The organism is Agathobaculum sp. Marseille-P7918 (assembly GCF_900625105.1).
GTDB lineage: Bacteria > Bacillota > Clostridia > Oscillospirales > Butyricicoccaceae > Agathobaculum.
In genome coordinates, this window is record NZ_UYYD01000010.1 from 1 (window position 1) to 18,094 (window position 18,094).

Consider the following 18,094-nt stretch of genomic DNA (forward strand, 5'->3'; position numbering starts at 1 on the left):
GAGTGTGCTTCGTCCTGATCGGCCTGCTCGACGAGTGGCAGGATCACCCGCCGCTCTGGCTGCAAATGCTCGAGGGGGCGATGCTCGTGACCGCGCTCGAGCTGATCACCGGACTGATCGTCAACCGGTGGCTCGGCTGGAATGTGTGGGACTATTCCGACGTGCCGCTCAATCTCTGGGGGCAGGTGTGTCCACAGTTCGCGGTCGCGTGGTTTTTCCTCTCAGCGCTGGCCGTGTGGCTGGAAAACGCGCTGCACCGGCTGGCGGCGCGGCTGATGCACCGGCAGGGGAGGTGATCTTTTGCCGGGTTGACCATAGGACGGAAAAAAGCGCCCACACAGGGCGCACAAGTAGAAAGGAGACACCGAAAATGGATCATGTAACCGAAATCAAGGCCGCTTGCGCGGCAGGTGTGGCTGTGCTGACCGCCCTGTGGGGCTGGTTCGGCTGGGTGATCGTGCTGTTTGTCGCCTGCATGGTGGTAGACTACCTGACGGGCACAATGGCCGCGATGTACGCGGGCAGCTGGTCGAGCTCTACGGCGTGTAAGGGGATTTTACATAAGCTGGGCTGCATTGTCGTGGTTGCAGTGGCCGGGGCAGCGGATCTGCTGCTCGGCATGATGCTCGCGCACCTGCCAGGCATTACGCTGCCGTTTGAGTATACCGTGCTGATCTGCCCGGTCGTGGTGATCTGGTACATCCTGACCGAGCTGGGCAGCATCATCGAAAACGCGGTGGCGTTGGGCGCGCCGTGCCCCAAATGGCTTGCAGGTGTGGTGGACGCAGCTAAGGACGCAGTGGAGGAGACCGGCAGCAAGATCCTGCCGCAGTCGGAGGGGGACGAGGACACATGAGCAGTATCCGATGCGACATTTACGACCCGTCCGAGTGGACCATCTGGTTTGCGGCGGCGCCCTACGGCGCGGCCAGTAAGCCCGCCAAGACGCTGAAAAAATGGGCGGCCGAAGAGGGCGCAGATGTGGTGTACAACCTCTGTCTGTTCAACATGACCGGCTCGGGCAGCGACCAGTACGGCGTCATCAAGGGGCGCACCTTGCAGTATCTGCGCGCGAAGGACGTAGACTGCGGCTATGGTGGCACGGCTGAGCGCCTGACCGTCAGCCCGGGCAACGTGGTCGCAGGCGTCAAGGTCGCGGTGCGCGACGGCGTGGTGCTGTCCGGGCTGGACAAGTCCACCTACCGCAGCCGCAACATGATCGGCGAGCTGGCCGACGGGCGCATCATCGTCGTGCAGTCCTCGGACGGCTGCACCGAGGAGCAGGTGGCGCGCTACGCCGCCGGGCGGTACACGATCGAGCTGCTGTTGGTGCAGGACGCGGGCGGCAGCACCGGCATGTACCGCGTGAATGACGGCTACTTATTCGCCCCCGAGAAGGAGGGCACGGACGGCAGACCGGTGTGCAGCGTAGTATGTATGAGAAAGAAGAACAAGGAGGGCAAACCTATGGGCAAGAAGAAGGTATTTCTGGGCGTAGGCCACGGCGGCAGCGACCCCGGCGCGGTTGGCTATCTGGTCGAGAAGGATGTGAACTTTACGATGGCGACCGCCTGCCGCGATTTCCTGACGGCCTACGGCGTGGACGTCAAGATGAGCCGCACTAAGGACGAGGACGACACGGTCAATCAGGAGGTCGCGGAATGCAACGCCTATGCGCCCGATCTGGCCGTGGACATTCACAACAACTCGGGCGGCGGCGACGGCTTCGAGGTGTACCACACGATCGGCGGCGGCACGGGCAAGACGCTCGCGCAGAACATCGAAAAGCATGTCAAGGCCATGGGCCAGAACAGCCGCGGCGTCAAGACGCGGCAGGGCAATAATGGCGACTACTACGCGTTCATCCGCGAGACGGTTGCGCCCGCCGTGATCTGCGAGGGCGTGTTTGTCGATACCAAGGCGGATGCTGCGCAGGCCGACACGCTGGCCGAGCAGCAGGCGTTCGGCGTCGCGTACGCCAAGGGTATCCTTGATACACTCGGTCTGGCGTATGATGAGCCGGAGGAAGCGCCGGAAGAGGCGGAGACCGACGAAGAGGTGCAGGCGGCCATCACCAAGGTGCAGCAAACGGCTGGCCTTGCTGCGGAGACCATGCAGTATCTGCTGGCGTATGAGTACGGTACGGATCTGGTGATTAAGCTCGCGAACGCAATGAAATAACGGTGTTCAATTTGGACACGGGAAAGCCCGGGGCGTTGTGCCTCGGGCTTTATTATCTGTTTTAGCAATTAGCACCGCCCAGCTGTGTGATAACGATCTTGGCGGTCTGCGGGTCGGGGTTTTTGATGTTGACCGGGTATTGCAAGCGTTTATCGTATGACCACATTAGTTATCCTCTCCTTCCCACGGCCACGGGTCGTCGATCCAGCGCCAGCTGCCGACACGGGTATCCACCTCGCGGGCGGTCAGCGGGCCGAAGGCGTCCTCGTATTCCGCTGCGGCCTTGTCGAAAGCGGTGCGCATTTTGCTGTAATAGGCCAGCGCCGCGGTGTTCTGCGGGTGGCCGTCGAGGTACTCGATCACATCCACGAGCGCAAAATCATACATGCGCACGCGGCTGAGCAGTTTTTCACGTTCGGTCATTGGGGAACGGCCTCCTCTCCGAGGAAAGGCTTGTCGAGTGCCGGAAAGATGGTGCCGCGGCTGAAGGCCAGCGCGGGTTCATACGGCGTATCAAAGCTTTGCGCCGGCACGAATGCCATGGCAAGCGAAAGCAGACGGGGATCGATGCTGTCCGCAGGCAGCGCCTGATCGCCCGAAGGGTTGGTCGTATTCATATGCAGATTGCTCCTTGTTTGTCGGTTTGAGGTCTCGCCTCAATCTCAGTGTATGCTGCCGGAAAAAAGACGGTGAAAGCGGGAAGAAACTGTGGTATACTGTAACTATAAAAGGAGGCATGGAAAAATGGAGCTTTCTGAAATCAGAGAACAGAGCGCAAAAGCGGCGGCTCTGGTGTGTGACGCGGCAAAGCTGCGTGCAGGAGATTTGTTTGTGGTCGGCTGTTCGTCGAGCGAGATCTGCGGCGAAAAGATCGGCACGCATTCGAGTGTAGAGGTGGCCGAGGCCGTGTTCGAAGGCATCTACGGCGTGCTGCGGGAGCGGGATATCTATCTGGCTGCGCAGTGCTGCGAGCACCTCAACCGTGCGCTTGTGGTCGAGCGGGCGGCATGCGAACGGTTCGGGCTGGACGAGGTCAACGTTATCCCGCAGCCCAAGGCGGGCGGTTCGTTCGGCACGACCGCGTATAAGCGGTTTACCGATCCGGTCGCGGTGGAAAGCCTCAAGCAGTCCGCATCTGCGGGCATGGATATCGGCGGAACACTGATCGGCATGCATATCAAGCCGGTTGTTGTGCCGCTGCGCATCGAGGTCAAGCACATCGGTGAGGCGATCCTGCTTTGCGCACGCCGCCGCGCGAAATTTGTCGGCGGCAGCCGCGCGGTGTATAACGAAAAACTGTTGTGAGGGATGTATGGGACTGAAAGCGGTATTTTTTGATCTGGATGACACGCTGTACAGCAGCTTTCAGGCATGCGACGCGTATGCCTATGAGCGGCTCGCGGCTTGGGCGGAGCAGGAACTGGGCATTTCCGGCGACGGATTCGCGCAGGCCTTCCGTGTGAACCGGCAGCGCCTTTCCCGCCAGCAGCCCGGCATGCCGCCGGTGCATGACCGCGTGCTGTTTGCACAGGGCGCGCTCGAGCGGCTGGGCTGCAACGCCATCCGCTATGCGCGGCGCGCGCATCGGGTCTACTGGGATGCGGTGCTGGAGAAAATGGAGCTGCGTCCGGGCGTAACTGAACTGCTGGACGATCTGCGGCAAGCCGGTGTCAAGACGGCGGTCTGCACGGATATGCTGGTGGATATCCAGATGGAAAAACTGGAGTATCTGGGCCTTGCCGATCGCGTGGACTATCTGGTTTCGAGCGAAGAGGCGGGCATGGACAAGCCGGGCGCGCCGATCTTCTGGCTGGCGCTGCAAAAATGTGGCTGCCTGCCGAATGAGGCAGTGATGGTGGGAGATAACTTCCGGCATGACGTGCAGGGCGCGATGGACGTCGGCATTGCAGGGGTCTGGCTCAACTGGACCGGTCTGCCGCAGCCGCAGGACGAGCGCCCGTTCTATGAGGCGGACACATTTGCGCAGGCGGCGGAGCATATCCGCGCCCTGCTGTGAGGAGGATTAGCAAACAATGCAGCATTTTGACTATAAACCGCGCGGCGTATGCCCGATGCGGATCTCATTCGATCTGGATGGGGATAAGGTGCACAATGTCTCCTTCCTCGGCGGCTGCAACGGCAATTTGCAGGCGATCAGCCGCGTGGTCGAGGGTATGACCGTCGATCAGATCGAGGGATATTTCAAGGGGATTTCGTGCAGCGGCAAGGGAACCAGCTGTTCGGATCAGCTGGCGACCGCGGTACGCGCGGCGTACGAAAAGGAAAAAGCCTGACAAAAAAAGGACGATGCAGATTGCATCGTCCTTTTGCTATATCGGGATCATTCCATGATGTGCAGCACGGGCTGCTCCGCACCGGCCTGCTCCACACATACCGCGAGACGGTAGTTGCGGTCGGCAAACTCGGGCAGGAAGAGCGAATAGCTGCCGGTGACTTCGTCGCAGTCCAGACGCGGCGGCATGCGGTGGATATCGATCCAGAAGCTGCGCAGCGGCAGGTCCAGCCCGCGGCCGGTGGACTTGACAAAGCTCTCCTTGAGCGTCCAGAGCTTGTAGAAGGCGTCATCCCGTGCAGAGGGAAGCACCGTGTTGAGGTAGCGCACTTCTTCCCGGTGGAAAAAACGGGAAGCGATGTCGCGCCGGCCGGGTTCACAGCGCTCGATATCCACGCCGACCGGGTGATCGCTGACGGCACAGACCGCCCATTCGCCCGAATGGGACAGGCTGAAGTGGATGCCGGGTTCGGACACCAGATAAGGCTTGCCGCCTTCGGCAATCGAGATGGCAAGCGGGTGCACCACCCAGGGATGCTGCTGTGCAACTGCGTATTCGAGAAGGAGCGAGGCGGCAAAGCCCTGCGCTCTGGCTGCTCCGTGTCGTCGGTCGAGCTGTTCCAGCCGTCCGCGGGATAGTCGGGCGCGGGACGCGCTGTCGTCCGGGTTCACAGCGGATACCGGGATAGCGTATACAGCAGTCAAGAAAATTCCCCCTAATGATTTGCGCGTGTGCGAAAGTAAAATCCTACCCCTATTATATCACGATGGAACAGAGGTTGACAATTCTCTTTCTCTTGCGGAATGAAAAAATGGATCAATTTGGATTTATGTGTTGCTTTTGTGGTGCTGCGGCACGGGATTGACCGTGCAGACCGCGCCGTGCGGGCAGGCGCGGCGGCAGTCGCCGCAGCGGATGCATTCCGGGCTGTTGGGTGTTTGCCAAACGGGAATATCCAGCTTGCAGGCACGCTGGCAGGCGCCGCACTGGGTGCATTTTTCCGCATCGATGCGGAACCGGTAGAGCGCGACCGGGTTAAACAGACCGTAAATCGCGCCGAGCGGGCACAGATACCGGCAGAACGGCCGGTACACCACGATGCTCAGCAGCAGCAGCGCTGCAAGGATTGCGGTTTTCCAAGTGAACAGCCAGCCGAGCGCCGCGCGCAGCGGCGGGTTGGACGCGATGAGCGGGATACCGGCAAACAGCGTGCCGGACGGGCAGATGTATTTGCAGAACCAGGGCTGCCCCTGTCCGACGATGTCCAGCACGGTCAGCGGCAGAACAATGACAAACCCGACCAGAATGACGTATTTCAGATATTTGAGGACGCGGTCACCCGGCAGGCGGCGCAGTTTTTTCGGGAAGGGAATCTTGTCCAGCAGATCCTGCACCAGCCCGAAGGGACACAGCCAGCCGCAGACCAGCCGGCCGAACAGCGCGCCGAACAGCAGGAAAAAGCCGATCACATAAAAGGTGAACTTGTTGGTGCGGCTGGTGATGACGGCCTGAAAAGAGCCGATCGGGCACGAGCCGAGCGCGCCCGGGCAGGAATAGCAGTTCAGCCCGGGGACACAAACCAGCTTGCCGGCCCCTTTGTAGATGCTTCCCTTGGCGAAACCGGCGGCGTAACCGTTCGTCAGGGCGGCAAAGACCAGCTGCACCAGCGTGCGCAGGTGCTTGCGCAGTTTACCCAAGGCCGATGCACTCCATGCAGATGTTGACCGCTTTGCGGAATACGGTCTGCGTTTCCCCGCGCAGTACGCCCAGCGCAAGAAACAGCACGGCAACCGCCAGCGTGATGATGGCGGCGCGGTTGCGGCGGATAAAACTCATGCCTGCACCTCGGAAAGCATCTGGTCAATGGTCTGCTCCCACTGCTCCTTGCTTTGCGCGCTGACGATGGCAGAGCCGACCTGTGTGCCCTCGCTGTCCACAAAGAAGGTGGTCGGCACATAGCTGATCTGCGACAGCACGCCCAGCAGGTCGTCCGAGGGCAGCAGATGGGTGTAGTTCGCGCCGGTCTGAGCGACGATGTCGCGGGCGGTCTGCACCTGTTCTTCATTGATGCTTCCGTCCGTGTTCAGTACGTCGGAAACCATACCGATGATCTGCACGTTGCGATCGGCGTATTCCTGCGCCAGCTCACCCAGATCGGGCATCTCGTTGATGCACGGGCTGCAGAAGGTCGCCCACACGTTGACCATGGTCAGATCGTAGTCGGCCAGCATGGACTGATCGACTGTGTTGCCGTCTAGATCGGTGGCGGAAAACTGGCTCAGCACACCGGCCTGCGCGGTATCGCTCTGTGCGCTGTCGGTTTGCGTTTGGTCGGTCGCAGGCGTCAGCTGGCCGCCGTCCGCGGAAGAAGATCCACCGCAGCCGCCCAGCGACAGCATCCCGGCGAGCGAGATGCTCAGCAATGCAAATGGGATTCGTTTCATGGGAATTCCTCCGAAACCTTGATTTTAATTATTATACGGGTGACAAAGCGGTCTGTCAACTGAAAAGATGACATGGGAAAACAGGATAAAAGAAAACCGTCCAGGAAAGCATTTCCCGGACGGTTTTGTCTGGATGGGTATGGGGAAAAGAGGCGTATCGGAACGGGGTCAAGCGGATGCGGCGGTCTGGCTTTGCGGCATTTCGCCGCGGCCGCCCTGCGTGCCGCCCATGCCGCCGTGGCCCATACCGCCGCCGCTGCCGTACAGCAAGCCGTCCAGCGTGACTTCGGTGGAGGCGTCGCCGGTCGTGACGGTGTAAGTGCCGTCCGCTTCCAGACCGGGGCAGCTGATGACCACCGAGCTGAACGCCTGCGGCGCATCCCAGGAGGCCAGCACGTTGCCGGCGCTGTCGCAGACCGAGACCGTGCTGCCCGCGGCCTGTGCATCCACGGTGAGCAGGATTGCGCCCTGCGTGGAGCTGTCGCCGAAATTCTGCGCCATGCCGGACGAGCCTACGCCGATCAGCGTGCCGCCGGTGATGGCGGCGTCGCCGTTGTAGTCGAGCGCCGAATCCGCGCTGCCGTCCTTGGTGGAAACATAGACTGTGCCGCCGCTGACGGTCAGGTCGCCGTTGGAATCCAGCCCGTCACCGCCCGCGTTGACGGTCAGGCTGCCGCCCGTGATCGTGATGCTGACGCCGTCTTCTGCGGCAAACTGATCCTGTCCGTTGCCGCCAAAGCCGCTTTCGTTCGCGCCGCCCGCGGCGTTGACGCCGTCGTCGCTGGCAGTGATGCTGATGTCGCCGCCGCTGACCGTGACGGTCAGGCCTTCCAGCCCTTCGTAGCAGGTGGGAATGTCGATCTCGCCGTCCGAGACGGTCAGCGCGTTGTCCGCGTGGAACGCGTCGTCGCCGGTTTGGATGTTGGCGGTGCCGCCGCTGACGGTCAGGTCGCCGTTCGAGTGGAAGGCGTCGTCCGCGCAGTCGAGCGTGAAGCTGCCGCCCAAAATGGTCAGCGCGGTGCCTGCTTTGAAGCCCTTGGTGCTGACCGTGTCGGTCGTGTCATCCTCGGACGCAGCGGAAGCGTCGGATGCCTGATTTTCGTCCGCGGCAGGCGCTGCGGCTGCATCCGAAGCGGCGGCATTGTCTGTCGGCGCTGCACCCTGCGGCGGATCGGCAGGCGGCTCTGCGCCCTCCTGCGGCATTTCGCCGGTCGGACGATCGGGCGGCTGCGTGCTGCCGTCCGCATTGGGCATGCGGCCGCCCTTGCCGCCCATACCGCTGCCGGGTGCGGCATCGCTCGTGTGTGTTTCGCCGTTTGCACTGCCGCCGCCGGTGGTGATCGTGCAGGTCGCGTCGTCCACCTGCATCCAGCTGCTTGCACTCAGACCGTCGCCTTCCGCGGTGATGGTGAACGTGCCGCCCGCAAGGTAGACAAAGCCCTTGTCGGCGTCCTCTTCGTTGTCGCTCTGGATGGCGTCTTTGCCGGTCGTCAGGGTGAAGGTGCCGTCCGCGATGCGTACGCTGTCCTTGCCGGACAGGCCCTGTCCCGCGGCAGTGACCACATAGGTGCCGCTGGCGATCGCCAGATCATCCTTGCTGACCACGCCGTGTCCCGCGGGGGAATCGACGGTGAGTGTGCCCAGCCCGTTTAGAGTGAGGTCGGATTTGGAAAAGACCGCGCCGTCGATGTTGTTGTCGTCCAGTTGGGTGAAGGTTTCACCGGCGGACAGCGTGTTCTGCGAGTCCGCTGCGGTGGTCACAAATACCTTGTCGGCCTGCCGGACGTAAAGCGCGGCGCAGTCCGTGCAGTGGATGCTGGCGTTATCCAGCACGAGCTGGACTTTGTCGGTGTCCTCGGCATCCACGATCACCATGCCGTCATCCAGTGTGCCGGACAGGAGGTAGGTGCCCTCGTCGGTGATGGTGACCGTGCTGCCGTCAATGGTGACCGCGTCGCTGTCGCTGGACGCGGAGCTGCCCGAAAGCGTGATGGCGGCGGCGGTCGTCTCGTCGTAGCCGACTTCCAGATCGCGGTCGGTGAACATGTCGTCCAGCGTGACCGTCGCGGTCTGGCCGGCTTCCTCCGTCGCTTGGGCGGACTGACAGCCGGACAGCAGTACGGCAGCCGCCAGCAGCGGCAGCAGGCAGTGTTTTTTCATAACAGATGGCTCCTTTATAATTCCGTGGTGAGGGTTTCCTGCTTGGAAACCGTGATCTCCAGATTGCCGTTGCGGCAGCGGAGCTTGTCGATCAGCTCTTTTTCCACATCCGCGCTGCGCAGCGTGATATTGTAAGTCAGACGGAACAGGCTGCCCATGTTGGTGGTTTTAACCTGCGTCAGCTCGCAGGCGGAGGTGTATTCGCGCAGCAGCCCGTCAAAGACACCGGTGTAGTCCAGGTCCTCGGGGATGGTGATGTGCAGGGTTTTGTACAGCGCTGCCTTTTTCCCCGCGCCGAAATCGATGTGGTTGTACAGCATGGTGGCTGCGCCCAGTACGACGGCGAACAGGAAGCCGTAGGCGATATAGCCCATGCCGATGATCAGGCCGGTGCCCATGGCCAGAAAGATCGCGCCGATCTCCTTGGCCGTGCCGGGAACCGAGCGGAAGCGCACCAGACTGAACGCACCGGCCACGGCAACGCCCGCGCCGACGTTGCCGTTGACCATCATGATGACCATGCAGACAATGGCGGGCAGCAGTGCCATGGTGGCGACAAAGCTGCGGGTATAGCGCGTGCGGTACATGTAGCAGCCCGCGAGCAGCAGCCCGATGACCAGCGCGCTTGCCACGCAGAGCAAAAAGTCGGAAACCGGGATGACCGTGGTCATCTCCGTGTCAAACAGGCCGCGAAACAGATTGTCAAGCATAAAGCAGTCCTCCGGAAAAGTCAGTGTCCAGCATATTCTGGTATGCTGCGCCGTATTTGGAAAATGAGGTGTGGAAAACGCCGTGTTCGGTGAGCGTATGCGTCATCCAGAGCGGCATACCGCCGGAGGTTTTGATCTCCATGAGCGTCTGGCCGCACGCCAGCAGAGACGTGCCGTAAACCGGACTGCCGAGCGAAAAGTCGCGGCAGCGGTACAGGATGTTCTCGTCGAAGGTGACGCGGAAGTCGCTGCCATCCAGCGCATAGAAGGCTTCGCGCTCGTAGGAGAGAAAGACCGCGGGACGCAGCGTGCGGTAATACGCGCGGAAATATTCGATTTCGTTCGCGATCTGGGACTGCACGGGCAGGGCGCTGCCGGTGCGGAAGCTGTCCATCGCCTGCGCTTCCGGCAGAACCAGACGCCGCTTGTAAACCACAGACTGGAACTTCTTTTTCAGTTCGACGAATACCGGGTCGCCCGGCCGCGCCTGACGGTAGCTGCGGATGCGCAGTTTTTCCTTATAGGTGGGCTTTTCCAGCGACCGCCGGATCAGCCGGAAGGTGTCGGTATCATAGTAGATATTCCGGATGGTGCTGCGGCCGAACCGATCCAGCTGCATATGCTCCTGCATGGCGCGCAGCAGCGCTTGCTTTTGCTGCGCGGTCAGTAAGTATTTGATTTCGTATCGCTCAAAGGTCGTCTGATACGCCATAGAGGGTTCCTCCTTCTTGCCGGGCCGGCGGCCTATGGCCGCGGGCCGTATCGTATTTTGACTGTGTTCAGTATACCGCCGCTGCCTTAACTAAACTTTAACAGAAACTTTAAGTAAACTTAAAACAACCGGATTGTTTTCCGGGGGTGGTAAAAAAAGAAACAGAACCCGCCGAAAAAGGCGGGTTCTGTCGGGTTATGGTGCTTTGCAATGGGTTATGCGGGAAAAGTGACAGTGATGAGCAGGGAGGCTTCGTCTGCGGTGGAAGCCGTGATTTTCCCCTTGTGCGCGGTGACGATCGCCTGCGCGATGGAAAGCCCGAGGCCGTAGCCGCCGGTCTGCGAGTTGCGCGACTGGTCGGTGCGGTAAAACCGGTCGAACAGGTGCTCGGTCTGGGTTTTGGTGATGTGCTCGGCGGCGTTTCGGACGGTGAAACGGATGAGGTTCTTTTGCTGTTCCAGCGTGCAGGTGATGGTGCTTTGCGGGGTGGAATACTTGACTGCGTTGTCCAGCAGGATGGAGAACAATTTGCGCAGCGATTTTTCATCCCCGCACACCGAGAGCATCGGCTGAAGGTGCAGCTCGAGCGCTTTGCCCTGCGTCCGTGCCACGGCCTGAAACGGTGCGATCGTTTCCTCCGCAATGTCGGACAGCGGCAGCTCGAGCATTTGCAGCTGGGTCTGTTCTTCCTCCATGCGGGAGAGCAGAATCAGGTCGTTCGTCAGGTCGGCCAGACGTCTGGTCTGCGTCTGGATATCGCTGACCCATTCATTTTCCCCGTAATCCATGGCGAGGATTTCCGCATCGGCGTTGAGAATGGTCAGCGGGGTTTTCAGTTCATGTCCGGCATCGGTGATAAATTGCTTTTGCTTTTCGTAGTTTTCTAGAAACGGCCGCACGATTCGTCCGGACAGAAACACCAGAAGCAGCAGCACCAGCAGCGAGCCGACGATCGACACGGACAGACAACTCAAAAGCAGGGTTTTGAAGTTGTCCAGTCCTCGGCTGCAATCGAGGAATAGGATAAGCGTTTCCGACGAGGAGTCGTCCACCAGAAAACGGTATTGATCAGTGAATCCCTGCGTTTTGCCCTGCGTCCATACCGCCTGTGCGTAGGCGATGGCGGCGGAGGAGTCCACCGCGGCGATTTTGCCGGTGTTGACTGCATGCACGCTGCCATCCTTGTCAAGCGTGACGAAAAAGTAGCGCGTTTCATAGGGCAGCTCGGGCGACAGATGAGGGCCTTTTTGGGGCATGGGTTCCTCCGGCGGGGTGTCGTGCAGGGCCTTTGGGAAAAAACCGTTGTTGTCTGCCAGCAGCGAAAGCGTGCTGTCCGCGTCCCGGATCACCTGACAGTAGTAAACAAGGTTGACGGCGCTCATGATGACCAGCAGCACGGCCAGCAGCGACACCATGGCGGCGATGATCAGTTTGATGCGAAGTTTTCGGATCATGGCAGTTCCTCCAGCGAGTAACCCGCGTTGCGGGTGGCCTTGATCTGGATATCGGCGTGCAGCGCGGACAGCTTTTTGCGCAGGTAGGAGATGTAGACCCATACCACGTTAATTTCGGCTTCGCTGTCATAGCCCCAGATCTTTTCCAGCAGGCGTTCGGAGGAAATCAGGCTGTGCGGATTGCGCAGGAGCAGCTCGAGGATCTGGAATTCCTTGTTGGCCAGCCGGAAACTGCCGGCGGGTGTGGACAGCTCAAAGCTGGCACAGTCCAGCGTCACGTTGCCCATTTGCAGGCGGGAATCGGTCTGGGCGCTTTGCGTGCGGGTCATCGCGCGGATGCGCGCGAGCAGTTCCTGCGTGTGGAACGGCTTGGTCAGATAGTCGTTTGCGCCCGCGTCCAGCCCGAGCACTTTGTCATCGACCTCGGCTTTGGCCGTCAGCATGAGTACGGGGATGCAGTTGCCCTTGCTGCGGATGGTTTTGAGCACGGTGATCCCATCCACTTTGGGCATCATGATATCCAGAATAACGCCGTCGTAGTTGTCCGCTTCCAGATAGTCCAGGGCGGCTTGGCCGTCGCCGACTGCGTCCACGGAATAATTGTTCCGTTCCAGAATGGTGACCAGCGCTTTGGACAGCGCTTTCTCATCCTCTGCCAGTAATAATCTCATGTGAAAGTCTCCTTGAGGGCAAAGTATGCCGCATGCCGTTTCCTGCTTTTATTATACAATACCGGTGCAACTTTAAATAGAGTTTAACGATGCACAAAATGCTAAACGCATAACTGGTGGAACACACAGGAAGAAAGTGGAAGAATAAGGAAGAAAAGTGCGAAATAACAGGGAAAAAATAAAAAAAGACAGACAGTTTTGAAATTTTTGTCGATAAAACGGATTATATTTTATTGAACGGTGGGGGAAGAAACAGATGGGAGGCAAAAACAATGCGGTATCGGATGATCGCGTGCAGCAGCGGACAGTTTGGCTTGGAAGGGGACGGCGTGTATATAGAGGATGTTTTCGTATCCAGACAGGAAATGGTACATTTTGTCGGGCGGCTCAATCGGTTTGATGTTTCGCCCTGCCATATATACGATGTGATCGAGGATTATTTTGGGGAACTCGTTTGACGGAGGAGTCAGATAATTCCAAAAAAGGACGCAGAATGCGTCCTTTTTTTCATAGCGCGACAGTTTTCGACAAAATTCTTTGCGTTTCGCGGAAAAAATCCGTATAATAACAAGTGATTGCACCGAAAGAAAGAGAGGGAGCATGCGGATGAAAGCGGACAAGGTGGAACGCTTGTATCGCAAATATGCGAAAATGATGCTTTGTGCGGCGCATTCCGCGACGAATGACCCGCAGCTGGCGGAGGATGCCGTACAGCAGACATTCGAGAAACTGCTGCGCATGGAGGATCGGATCAAGGAAGAGGAAGAAAAGATGACGGGCGGTCTGCTGATCCTGATGACCCGGCAGGCGGTCAGCGAACTGTTTGAAAAGAAAACCAAGGCGGTTGGAATGCAAACGGTGGATGATGAGAATACACCGGAGGCTGTGGATGAAATGGGGGACATCCTTGGCCTGATCTTCCAGAAGGATTTTGTGCAGGACCTGACCAAATCGCTGGGATGGCTGAAGGAGAAATATTCGGTTCCGATCATCTTGCGGTATGGATATGAAATGAATAACGATGAGATCGCGCGTCTGCTGCATATTGACAAAGGCAAAGTATGTGTGCGCATTCACCGGGGCATGAAAAAGATCCGGGAATATCTGGAGAAAGGAGGCGGGCTGTAATGGAGCAGAATCAAAAGCATGAGCAGGAAATGCTGGAACAGATGCTGAAATACGCCAGCGCGCAGTCGCTGGAAGCGCTGTATGACGAATATGCGGATGAAACGACGGATGACAGCCAGCCTTCCGAGCAGTTGGACAACGCGGTCATGCAGATGCTGGCAGATGCGCGGGAAAAAGAGCAGCAGGAGGAACGGGCGCGGAACAAGGCGGTGCGGTACCGGCACATGCTGCGGCGGCTGGCCGCTGCGGTGGCGCTGGTGGTTGCGATCGGCGCGGTCGGCGGTATGCTGGTGATGAATGTTGAGGCGTGGCGCGTGCCGTTTTTGAATTTTGTGTTTGAGATCACCGGCGAGGGAACCGAGGTACGGCTGAACGGGGAGGATGAACTTGCGAAACAGACAGTTTCCTTTTCTGTTCCGGTGCCGGAATATCTTCCGGAAAATTTTGAATTGACCAATAGTATGGATGATACGGTCAAAAGCTATTTGACGTATCAAGATGATGCAGGGAACGAGATTATTTATATTTTCACTTCTTCTGATGAAACCATGTGGACAAAATATGCGGATCAGGAGAAAGAAAATGTCAGCATCAATGGCATGAACGGATATTTAATCGGCGGGTCGGGGCAAGAAGGAATTACCCTGATTTGGGGAAGTGAAGATGAAGTATTCACTTTATGGGGTGAAATTTCGGCGGATGAACTGATCAAAATTGCGGAAAGTATAAAATGAAATAAACCCCTTTCTTTTCCAGTATATTAGATGACTGGTAAAGAAAGGAGTATACATGAAAAAGTATTTCAGATACGTCGCTTTATGTCTGGTATTGTCCATTTTTATGTCGAATGTTTCGCTCGCAGTCAGTGAGGATGCCATCACATTATCCAATGCAAGTGATGCGTTTGTGCAGACTTCGCATACCTCGGATTTGGATACGGATACAGGATTGTATATTTATGCTGCGGATGTGATTGCCAAATCGGGCGCAACGTCAACATATGTTTCCTGTGTGATTCAGAGAAGAGAAAACGGGGAGTTTGTAAACGTCCCGGGCGCTTGGCTCTCGGATTCACAGTCCGGCAGATTTGCAGCGGTTGGCGGCCAGCGATATGTGTATAAAGGTTATTGGTACCGCACGCAGGCCACCTATATTGTTCATATCAATGGTCAGGAATATAAGATTGTTAACAACAGTGACCAGTATTGGTACAACTGATTTGTCCAACCCATCAAGTGATTTATTAACAACGGAAAGACCAGTCACGAAAAGCCTCACGTTTGGTGGGGCTTTTTTGTGCCCGAAAGCCGGCCGGCGGCCGCGGATTGTGCGCTTTCCGGATTTATGGTATAATATAAAAAACATCCGTATTACTGTTTTCACGGAGGAGATCTTATGGACCTTGCTGATTTTTTCGCGATTGATAAACTGTCCGAGCACGACGAAGAGCAGCTGCTCCAGTCCGCCATGCAGTTGCAGCAGATGATGATGCTGTACGAAGCGGGCATCCGGGAAATCAAAACCAAACTGGATATTTTGAACGATGAATCCCACCTTTCGGGCAAACCCAGCCCGATCGACTCGATCAAAAGCCGTATCAAGACGCCGCGCAGCATCATCGGCAAGCTCAAGCGCCGCGGCTTTCCGATCTCGCTGCAATCCATGATGGAAAACCTCAATGACATCGGCGGCATCCGCGTGATCTGCCCGTTCATCGAGGATATCTATACCGTGGCCGATATGCTCATGCGGCAGGATGACCTGACCCTCATCGAGCGCAAGGATTATATTCAAAATCCTAAGCCGAATGGCTACCGCAGCCTGCATCTGATTCTGGAAGTGCCGATTTTCCTGTCCGACCGTACACAGCCGGTGCATATCGAATTGCAGCTGCGCACGATCGCGATGGACTTCTGGGCCAGCCTGGAGCATCAGCTGCGCTATAAGTCCAACGTAGAAGTGCCCGCGCATATTTCGGACGACCTCAAGGCCTGCGCGGATGTGATTGCGGCAACCGATGAGGAGATGCAGCGCATCGCCAAGGAATTACATGTACTCTGAACCGAAAGGAATCCCCCTATGCAATATATTCCCGTTATCACGCTGGCGCTGGTCGCCGTGTTGCTTGTGCTGGTCATCGTGCTGCTCGTGCGGCAGCGGCCGCAGGACAGCGGCGGCGCGCACGGCTCGATCACGGCGCTGGGCACACTGGTCAGCCAGAACCTGCGCGAGGGCCGCGAAGCGCAGCTGAACCAGCTTGCCGCCATGGACAAAAGCCTTGCCGGCAAAATGACCGGCGTGACCGATCAGCTCGGCCAGTTCGAGCGGCGGCTGCACGGCTTCACTGCGGAAACCACACAGAATCTGGAGAACATCCGCGTCACGGTGGACCACAACCTGCGCGCGATGCAGGTGGATAACAACAAAAAGCTGGACGATATGCGTCAGATTGTGGACGAAAAGCTGCAAAAGACGCTTTCCGAGCGCATGAATGAGTCCTTTCGGCTGGTCAATGAGCGGCTCGAGCAGGTCTACAAGGGCCTGGGTGAGATGCAGACGCTCGCGCAGGGCGTGGGCGATCTGAAAAAGGTGCTGACCAACGTCAAAACCCGCGGTATTGTGGGCGAAATTCAGTTGGGCGCGATTTTGGAGGACATCCTCGCGCCCGAGCAGTACGCCGTCAATGTCGCCACGCGGCCGGGCAGCCGCAATGTGGTTGAGTATGCGGTCAAGCTGCCCGCGGAGGACGGCGGCCACGTCTGGCTGCCGATCGACTCCAAGTTCCCGGGCGATACTTACGGCGCGCTGCGCGACGCCTATGAGGACGGCTCGCGCGAGCAGATCGACGCCTGCGTCAAGCAGCTGATCGCAACCCTCAAGGCCGAAGCCAAGGATATCCGCGACAAGTATCTGGAGCCGCCGTATACGACCGAGTTCGGCATCCTGTTTTTGCCGTTTGAAGGCTTGTATGCCGAGGCGGTCAGCCGCGGCATGGTCGAGGTGCTCCAGCGGGAGTACCATGTCAATCTCGCAGGTCCCAGCACGATGGCGGCGCTGCTCAACTCGCTGCAGATGTCGTTCCGCACGATCGCGATCCAAAAGCGCTCGGGCGAGGTGTGGAGCGTATTGGGTGCGGTCAAGACCGAGTTTGATAAGTTTGAAGCCTGCCTGACGCAGACGCAGACCCGCCTGGATCAGGCCAGCCGGGAGCTGGATAAGCTGGTAGGCACGCGCACGCGCGCGATCCGCCGCAAGCTCAAGGGCGTGACCGAGCTGAGCGAAGCGGAAAGCGAGTCGGTGCTCGGGCTGACGGATGGCGCGGGCGCACCGGAAGAGGAAGAATAACGCCAAAGCAAAAGGGCTGTCCCGCGGGACAGCCCTTCATAAATTCTTAAGAAATATTTCACAGTTTTGTGCAGGACATGCCGCGGAAAACCGGATACAATAAAAGCAGAAAAACGACAGGAGGATCGTGGTATGAAGCAGGACCAGCAAAAGACAAACGGACTGTGGGCGTTGTTCCAGCACTGGGCGGATGTTTTCTTCGGCCCGATCGAACGCGGCAAATACCGCGGCTGGTAACCAAAACGGCAATTTAACGTCCCTGCGGCCAACGGGTTTGGCTGCGGGGACGTTTTGTTATGTTTCGATGTAATAGCCTACGCCGCGTTCCGCGTGAATCTGCGCTGCCGAACCGATCGTGCGCAGCTTGCGGCGCACGAGGGACAGATAGACCTCAATCGCGTTGTAGGCGGATTCGGTGTCCAGCCCCCAGACCTTTTGCCGCAGGGTCTCGCGGGGCAGGACCTGACCGGTGTGTAGCAGGAACAGCTCGATCAGCTGCAATTCCTTGCAGGATAGCCGGACTTCGCCCTTCGGGCCGTGCAGCAGGCAGTGCCCGCGGTCGAGTGACAGGTCGCCCGCCTGCAGCAGGCGGGGCTGCAAAACCGGGCTGCGCCGGCTGAGCGCGCGTATGCGCGCGAGCAGCTCGCCGAGCAGATAGGGTTGGGTCAGCACATCGTCCGCGCCGGCGTCCAGCACCAGAATGCGGTCGCGCGCGGACAGATGTGCTGCCACGATCAGCAGCGGCACGGACATGCCGTCCTCCCGCAGCGCGGGCAGGAGCGCAGCCAACTGCTGCGCAGCCGCTTTGCCTGTGCTGTCGGTCAACAGGACTGCGACGTCATACAGTCCCTCCGGGCAGAGCAGTGGTTCCGTGCCGGGCATTGGGATATGGTCGTATAGAATATGGTCGCGCCGGAGCGCTTGCGGAATCTTTTCATTCTCCGTTTCCCCAATCAGAAGAACACGCATGAAGAATCTCCTTTCCTTCGGGGGTG

The 18,094-nt window shown here is 58.6% G+C and carries 25 protein-coding genes; 12 read left to right on the top strand and 13 right to left on the bottom strand.

The annotated features are described in order from the left end of the window. The 3 genes from EJL02_RS11395 to EJL02_RS14480 form a co-directional block, all read left to right on the top strand. Positions 1-296: putative ABC transporter permease (locus EJL02_RS11395; protein WP_243114469.1), on the top strand; the 296-nt coding region annotated here is incomplete at its 5' end. Positions 297-370: 74 nt separating this feature from the next. Further along, positions 371-856 (top strand): phage holin family protein, encoded by a 486-nt coding sequence (locus EJL02_RS11400; protein ID WP_125116518.1) that lies wholly within the window; start codon positions 371-373, stop codon positions 854-856. Continuing rightward, entirely contained in the window at positions 853-2,181 is a 1,329-nt protein-coding gene (locus tag EJL02_RS14480) for an N-acetylmuramoyl-L-alanine amidase family protein (RefSeq protein WP_243114470.1), read from the top strand. Before EJL02_RS11400 ends, EJL02_RS14480 begins: the two co-directional genes overlap by 4 nt. Before the next feature lie 61 nt (positions 2,182-2,242). On the opposite strand, the gene EJL02_RS11410 is transcribed toward EJL02_RS14480, so the two are convergent. Genes EJL02_RS11410 through EJL02_RS11420 form a run of 3 tightly spaced genes read right to left on the bottom strand, consistent with a single transcriptional unit; the run spans position 2,243 to position 2,798 of the window. Further along, entirely contained in the window at positions 2,243-2,347 is a 105-nt protein-coding gene (locus EJL02_RS11410; RefSeq protein ID WP_125116519.1) for a manganese catalase family protein, read from the bottom strand. After that, on the bottom strand, positions 2,347-2,604 hold the full coding sequence (locus EJL02_RS11415) for a spore coat protein CotJB (protein ID WP_125116520.1): 258 nt from the start codon (positions 2,602-2,604) through the stop codon (positions 2,347-2,349). Before EJL02_RS11415 ends, EJL02_RS11410 begins: the two co-directional genes overlap by 1 nt. Next, entirely contained in the window at positions 2,601-2,798 is a 198-nt protein-coding gene (locus tag EJL02_RS11420; RefSeq protein WP_125116521.1) for a spore coat associated protein CotJA, read from the bottom strand. Before EJL02_RS11420 ends, EJL02_RS11415 begins: the two co-directional genes overlap by 4 nt. 127 nt (positions 2,799-2,925) lie before the next feature. Here EJL02_RS11420 and EJL02_RS11425 point away from each other — a divergent pair, with 127 nt between their 5' ends. Genes EJL02_RS11425 through EJL02_RS11435 form a run of 3 tightly spaced genes read left to right on the top strand, consistent with a single transcriptional unit; the run spans position 2,926 to position 4,475 of the window. Continuing rightward, positions 2,926-3,486 (top strand): TIGR01440 family protein, encoded by a 561-nt coding sequence (locus EJL02_RS11425; RefSeq protein ID WP_125116522.1) that lies wholly within the window; start codon positions 2,926-2,928, stop codon positions 3,484-3,486. Between the two features lie 7 nt (positions 3,487-3,493). After that, positions 3,494-4,198 carry an HAD family hydrolase gene (locus EJL02_RS11430; protein WP_125116523.1) on the top strand — a complete coding sequence of 235 codons (705 nt, stop codon included), beginning with the start codon at positions 3,494-3,496 and terminating at the stop codon, positions 4,196-4,198. Positions 4,199-4,214: 16 nt separating this feature from the next. Then, the gene (locus EJL02_RS11435; protein ID WP_125116524.1) at positions 4,215-4,475 is read left to right on the top strand and encodes a TIGR03905 family TSCPD domain-containing protein; all 261 of its coding nucleotides are present in this window, start codon (positions 4,215-4,217) and stop codon (positions 4,473-4,475) included. A gap of 47 nt (positions 4,476-4,522) precedes the next feature. On the opposite strand, the gene EJL02_RS11440 is transcribed toward EJL02_RS11435, so the two are convergent. From EJL02_RS11440 to EJL02_RS11480, 9 genes are all read right to left on the bottom strand, one after another. Then, positions 4,523-5,179 carry a 4'-phosphopantetheinyl transferase family protein gene (locus EJL02_RS11440; protein WP_164510407.1) on the bottom strand — a complete coding sequence of 219 codons (657 nt, stop codon included), beginning with the start codon at positions 5,177-5,179 and terminating at the stop codon, positions 4,523-4,525. Between the two features lie 123 nt (positions 5,180-5,302). Further along, positions 5,303-6,172: a 4Fe-4S binding protein gene (locus EJL02_RS11445; RefSeq protein WP_125116526.1), complete on the bottom strand. Its 870-nt coding sequence runs from the start codon at positions 6,170-6,172 to the stop codon at positions 5,303-5,305. Beyond that, the gene (locus tag EJL02_RS11450) at positions 6,165-6,311 is read right to left on the bottom strand and encodes a CD1871A family CXXC motif-containing protein (protein WP_125116527.1); all 147 of its coding nucleotides are present in this window, start codon (positions 6,309-6,311) and stop codon (positions 6,165-6,167) included. Before EJL02_RS11450 ends, EJL02_RS11445 begins: the two co-directional genes overlap by 8 nt. Next, positions 6,308-6,919 carry a TlpA family protein disulfide reductase gene (locus EJL02_RS11455; protein WP_243114471.1) on the bottom strand — a complete coding sequence of 204 codons (612 nt, stop codon included), beginning with the start codon at positions 6,917-6,919 and terminating at the stop codon, positions 6,308-6,310. The genes EJL02_RS11450 and EJL02_RS11455 overlap by 4 nt, the downstream gene beginning before the upstream one ends. 168 nt (positions 6,920-7,087) lie before the next feature. Continuing rightward, complete coding sequence (locus EJL02_RS11460) at positions 7,088-9,079, bottom strand: carbohydrate-binding domain-containing protein (RefSeq protein ID WP_125116528.1); 1,992 nt, start codon at positions 9,077-9,079, stop codon at positions 7,088-7,090. Between the two features lie 14 nt (positions 9,080-9,093). Further along, positions 9,094-9,789, bottom strand: a complete 696-nt coding sequence (locus EJL02_RS11465; RefSeq protein WP_125116529.1) for a DUF4956 domain-containing protein — start codon at positions 9,787-9,789, stop codon at positions 9,094-9,096. After that, a complete protein-coding gene (locus EJL02_RS11470; protein ID WP_125116530.1) occupies positions 9,782-10,501 on the bottom strand; it encodes a polyphosphate polymerase domain-containing protein in 720 nt (239 codons plus the stop codon). The genes EJL02_RS11465 and EJL02_RS11470 overlap by 8 nt, the downstream gene beginning before the upstream one ends. A gap of 215 nt (positions 10,502-10,716) precedes the next feature. After that, positions 10,717-11,955, bottom strand: coding sequence for a sensor histidine kinase (locus EJL02_RS11475; protein ID WP_125116531.1), 1,239 nt, complete (start codon positions 11,953-11,955; stop codon positions 10,717-10,719). Further along, entirely contained in the window at positions 11,952-12,626 is a 675-nt protein-coding gene (locus EJL02_RS11480; protein WP_125116532.1) for a response regulator transcription factor, read from the bottom strand. The genes EJL02_RS11475 and EJL02_RS11480 overlap by 4 nt, the downstream gene beginning before the upstream one ends. 272 nt (positions 12,627-12,898) lie before the next feature. On the opposite strand from EJL02_RS11480, the gene EJL02_RS11485 reads away from it, so the two are divergent. From EJL02_RS11485 to EJL02_RS11510, 6 genes are all read left to right on the top strand, one after another. Continuing rightward, the gene (locus EJL02_RS11485) at positions 12,899-13,084 is read left to right on the top strand and encodes a DUF6514 family protein (protein WP_125116533.1); all 186 of its coding nucleotides are present in this window, start codon (positions 12,899-12,901) and stop codon (positions 13,082-13,084) included. A 142-nt stretch (positions 13,085-13,226) separates the two neighbouring features. Beyond that, positions 13,227-13,754, top strand: a complete 528-nt coding sequence (locus EJL02_RS11490) for an RNA polymerase sigma factor (RefSeq protein ID WP_125116534.1) — start codon at positions 13,227-13,229, stop codon at positions 13,752-13,754. Further along, the gene (locus EJL02_RS11495; RefSeq protein ID WP_164510408.1) at positions 13,754-14,488 is read left to right on the top strand and encodes a DUF4367 domain-containing protein; all 735 of its coding nucleotides are present in this window, start codon (positions 13,754-13,756) and stop codon (positions 14,486-14,488) included. The genes EJL02_RS11490 and EJL02_RS11495 overlap by 1 nt, the downstream gene beginning before the upstream one ends. Before the next feature lie 55 nt (positions 14,489-14,543). Further along, positions 14,544-14,972 (top strand): hypothetical protein, encoded by a 429-nt coding sequence (locus EJL02_RS11500; RefSeq protein ID WP_125116536.1) that lies wholly within the window; start codon positions 14,544-14,546, stop codon positions 14,970-14,972. A 177-nt stretch (positions 14,973-15,149) separates the two neighbouring features. Further along, on the top strand, positions 15,150-15,815 hold the full coding sequence (locus EJL02_RS11505; RefSeq protein WP_125116537.1) for a GTP pyrophosphokinase: 666 nt from the start codon (positions 15,150-15,152) through the stop codon (positions 15,813-15,815). An 18-nt stretch (positions 15,816-15,833) separates the two neighbouring features. Continuing rightward, entirely contained in the window at positions 15,834-17,099 is a 1,266-nt protein-coding gene (locus EJL02_RS11510) for a DNA recombination protein RmuC (protein ID WP_125116538.1), read from the top strand. A gap of 294 nt (positions 17,100-17,393) precedes the next feature. Here EJL02_RS11510 and EJL02_RS11515 read toward each other — a convergent pair whose 3' ends face one another. Next, the gene (locus EJL02_RS11515) at positions 17,394-18,068 is read right to left on the bottom strand and encodes a response regulator transcription factor (RefSeq protein WP_125116539.1); all 675 of its coding nucleotides are present in this window, start codon (positions 18,066-18,068) and stop codon (positions 17,394-17,396) included. Positions 18,069-18,094 lie beyond the last annotated feature (26 nt).

Bases quoted from the DNA above. Each gene is read 5' to 3' on its own strand.
- EJL02_RS11400 (WP_125116518.1), top strand. From the start codon at position 371: ATGGATCATGTAACCGAAATCAAGGCCGCTTGCGCGGCAGGTGTGGCT.
- EJL02_RS14480 (WP_243114470.1), top strand. From the start codon at position 853: ATGAGCAGTATCCGATGCGACATTTACGACCCGTCCGAGTGGACCATC.
- EJL02_RS11410 (WP_125116519.1), bottom strand. From the start codon at position 2,347: ATGTGGTCATACGATAAACGCTTGCAATACCCGGTCAACATCAAAAAC.
- EJL02_RS11415 (WP_125116520.1), bottom strand. From the start codon at position 2,604: ATGACCGAACGTGAAAAACTGCTCAGCCGCGTGCGCATGTATGATTTT.
- EJL02_RS11420 (WP_125116521.1), bottom strand. From the start codon at position 2,798: ATGAATACGACCAACCCTTCGGGCGATCAGGCGCTGCCTGCGGACAGC.
- EJL02_RS11425 (WP_125116522.1), top strand. From the start codon at position 2,926: ATGGAGCTTTCTGAAATCAGAGAACAGAGCGCAAAAGCGGCGGCTCTG.
- EJL02_RS11430 (WP_125116523.1), top strand. From the start codon at position 3,494: ATGGGACTGAAAGCGGTATTTTTTGATCTGGATGACACGCTGTACAGC.
- EJL02_RS11435 (WP_125116524.1), top strand. From the start codon at position 4,215: ATGCAGCATTTTGACTATAAACCGCGCGGCGTATGCCCGATGCGGATC.
- EJL02_RS11450 (WP_125116527.1), bottom strand. From the start codon at position 6,311: ATGAGTTTTATCCGCCGCAACCGCGCCGCCATCATCACGCTGGCGGTT.
- EJL02_RS11455 (WP_243114471.1), bottom strand. From the start codon at position 6,919: ATGAAACGAATCCCATTTGCATTGCTGAGCATCTCGCTCGCCGGGATG.
- EJL02_RS11460 (WP_125116528.1), bottom strand. From the start codon at position 9,079: ATGAAAAAACACTGCCTGCTGCCGCTGCTGGCGGCTGCCGTACTGCTG.
- EJL02_RS11465 (WP_125116529.1), bottom strand. From the start codon at position 9,789: ATGCTTGACAATCTGTTTCGCGGCCTGTTTGACACGGAGATGACCACG.
- EJL02_RS11470 (WP_125116530.1), bottom strand. From the start codon at position 10,501: ATGGCGTATCAGACGACCTTTGAGCGATACGAAATCAAATACTTACTG.
- EJL02_RS11475 (WP_125116531.1), bottom strand. From the start codon at position 11,955: ATGATCCGAAAACTTCGCATCAAACTGATCATCGCCGCCATGGTGTCG.
- EJL02_RS11480 (WP_125116532.1), bottom strand. From the start codon at position 12,626: ATGAGATTATTACTGGCAGAGGATGAGAAAGCGCTGTCCAAAGCGCTG.
- EJL02_RS11485 (WP_125116533.1), top strand. From the start codon at position 12,899: ATGCGGTATCGGATGATCGCGTGCAGCAGCGGACAGTTTGGCTTGGAA.
- EJL02_RS11490 (WP_125116534.1), top strand. From the start codon at position 13,227: ATGCGGATGAAAGCGGACAAGGTGGAACGCTTGTATCGCAAATATGCG.
- EJL02_RS11495 (WP_164510408.1), top strand. From the start codon at position 13,754: ATGGAGCAGAATCAAAAGCATGAGCAGGAAATGCTGGAACAGATGCTG.
- EJL02_RS11500 (WP_125116536.1), top strand. From the start codon at position 14,544: ATGAAAAAGTATTTCAGATACGTCGCTTTATGTCTGGTATTGTCCATT.
- EJL02_RS11505 (WP_125116537.1), top strand. From the start codon at position 15,150: ATGGACCTTGCTGATTTTTTCGCGATTGATAAACTGTCCGAGCACGAC.
- EJL02_RS11510 (WP_125116538.1), top strand. From the start codon at position 15,834: ATGCAATATATTCCCGTTATCACGCTGGCGCTGGTCGCCGTGTTGCTT.
- EJL02_RS11515 (WP_125116539.1), bottom strand. From the start codon at position 18,068: ATGCGTGTTCTTCTGATTGGGGAAACGGAGAATGAAAAGATTCCGCAA.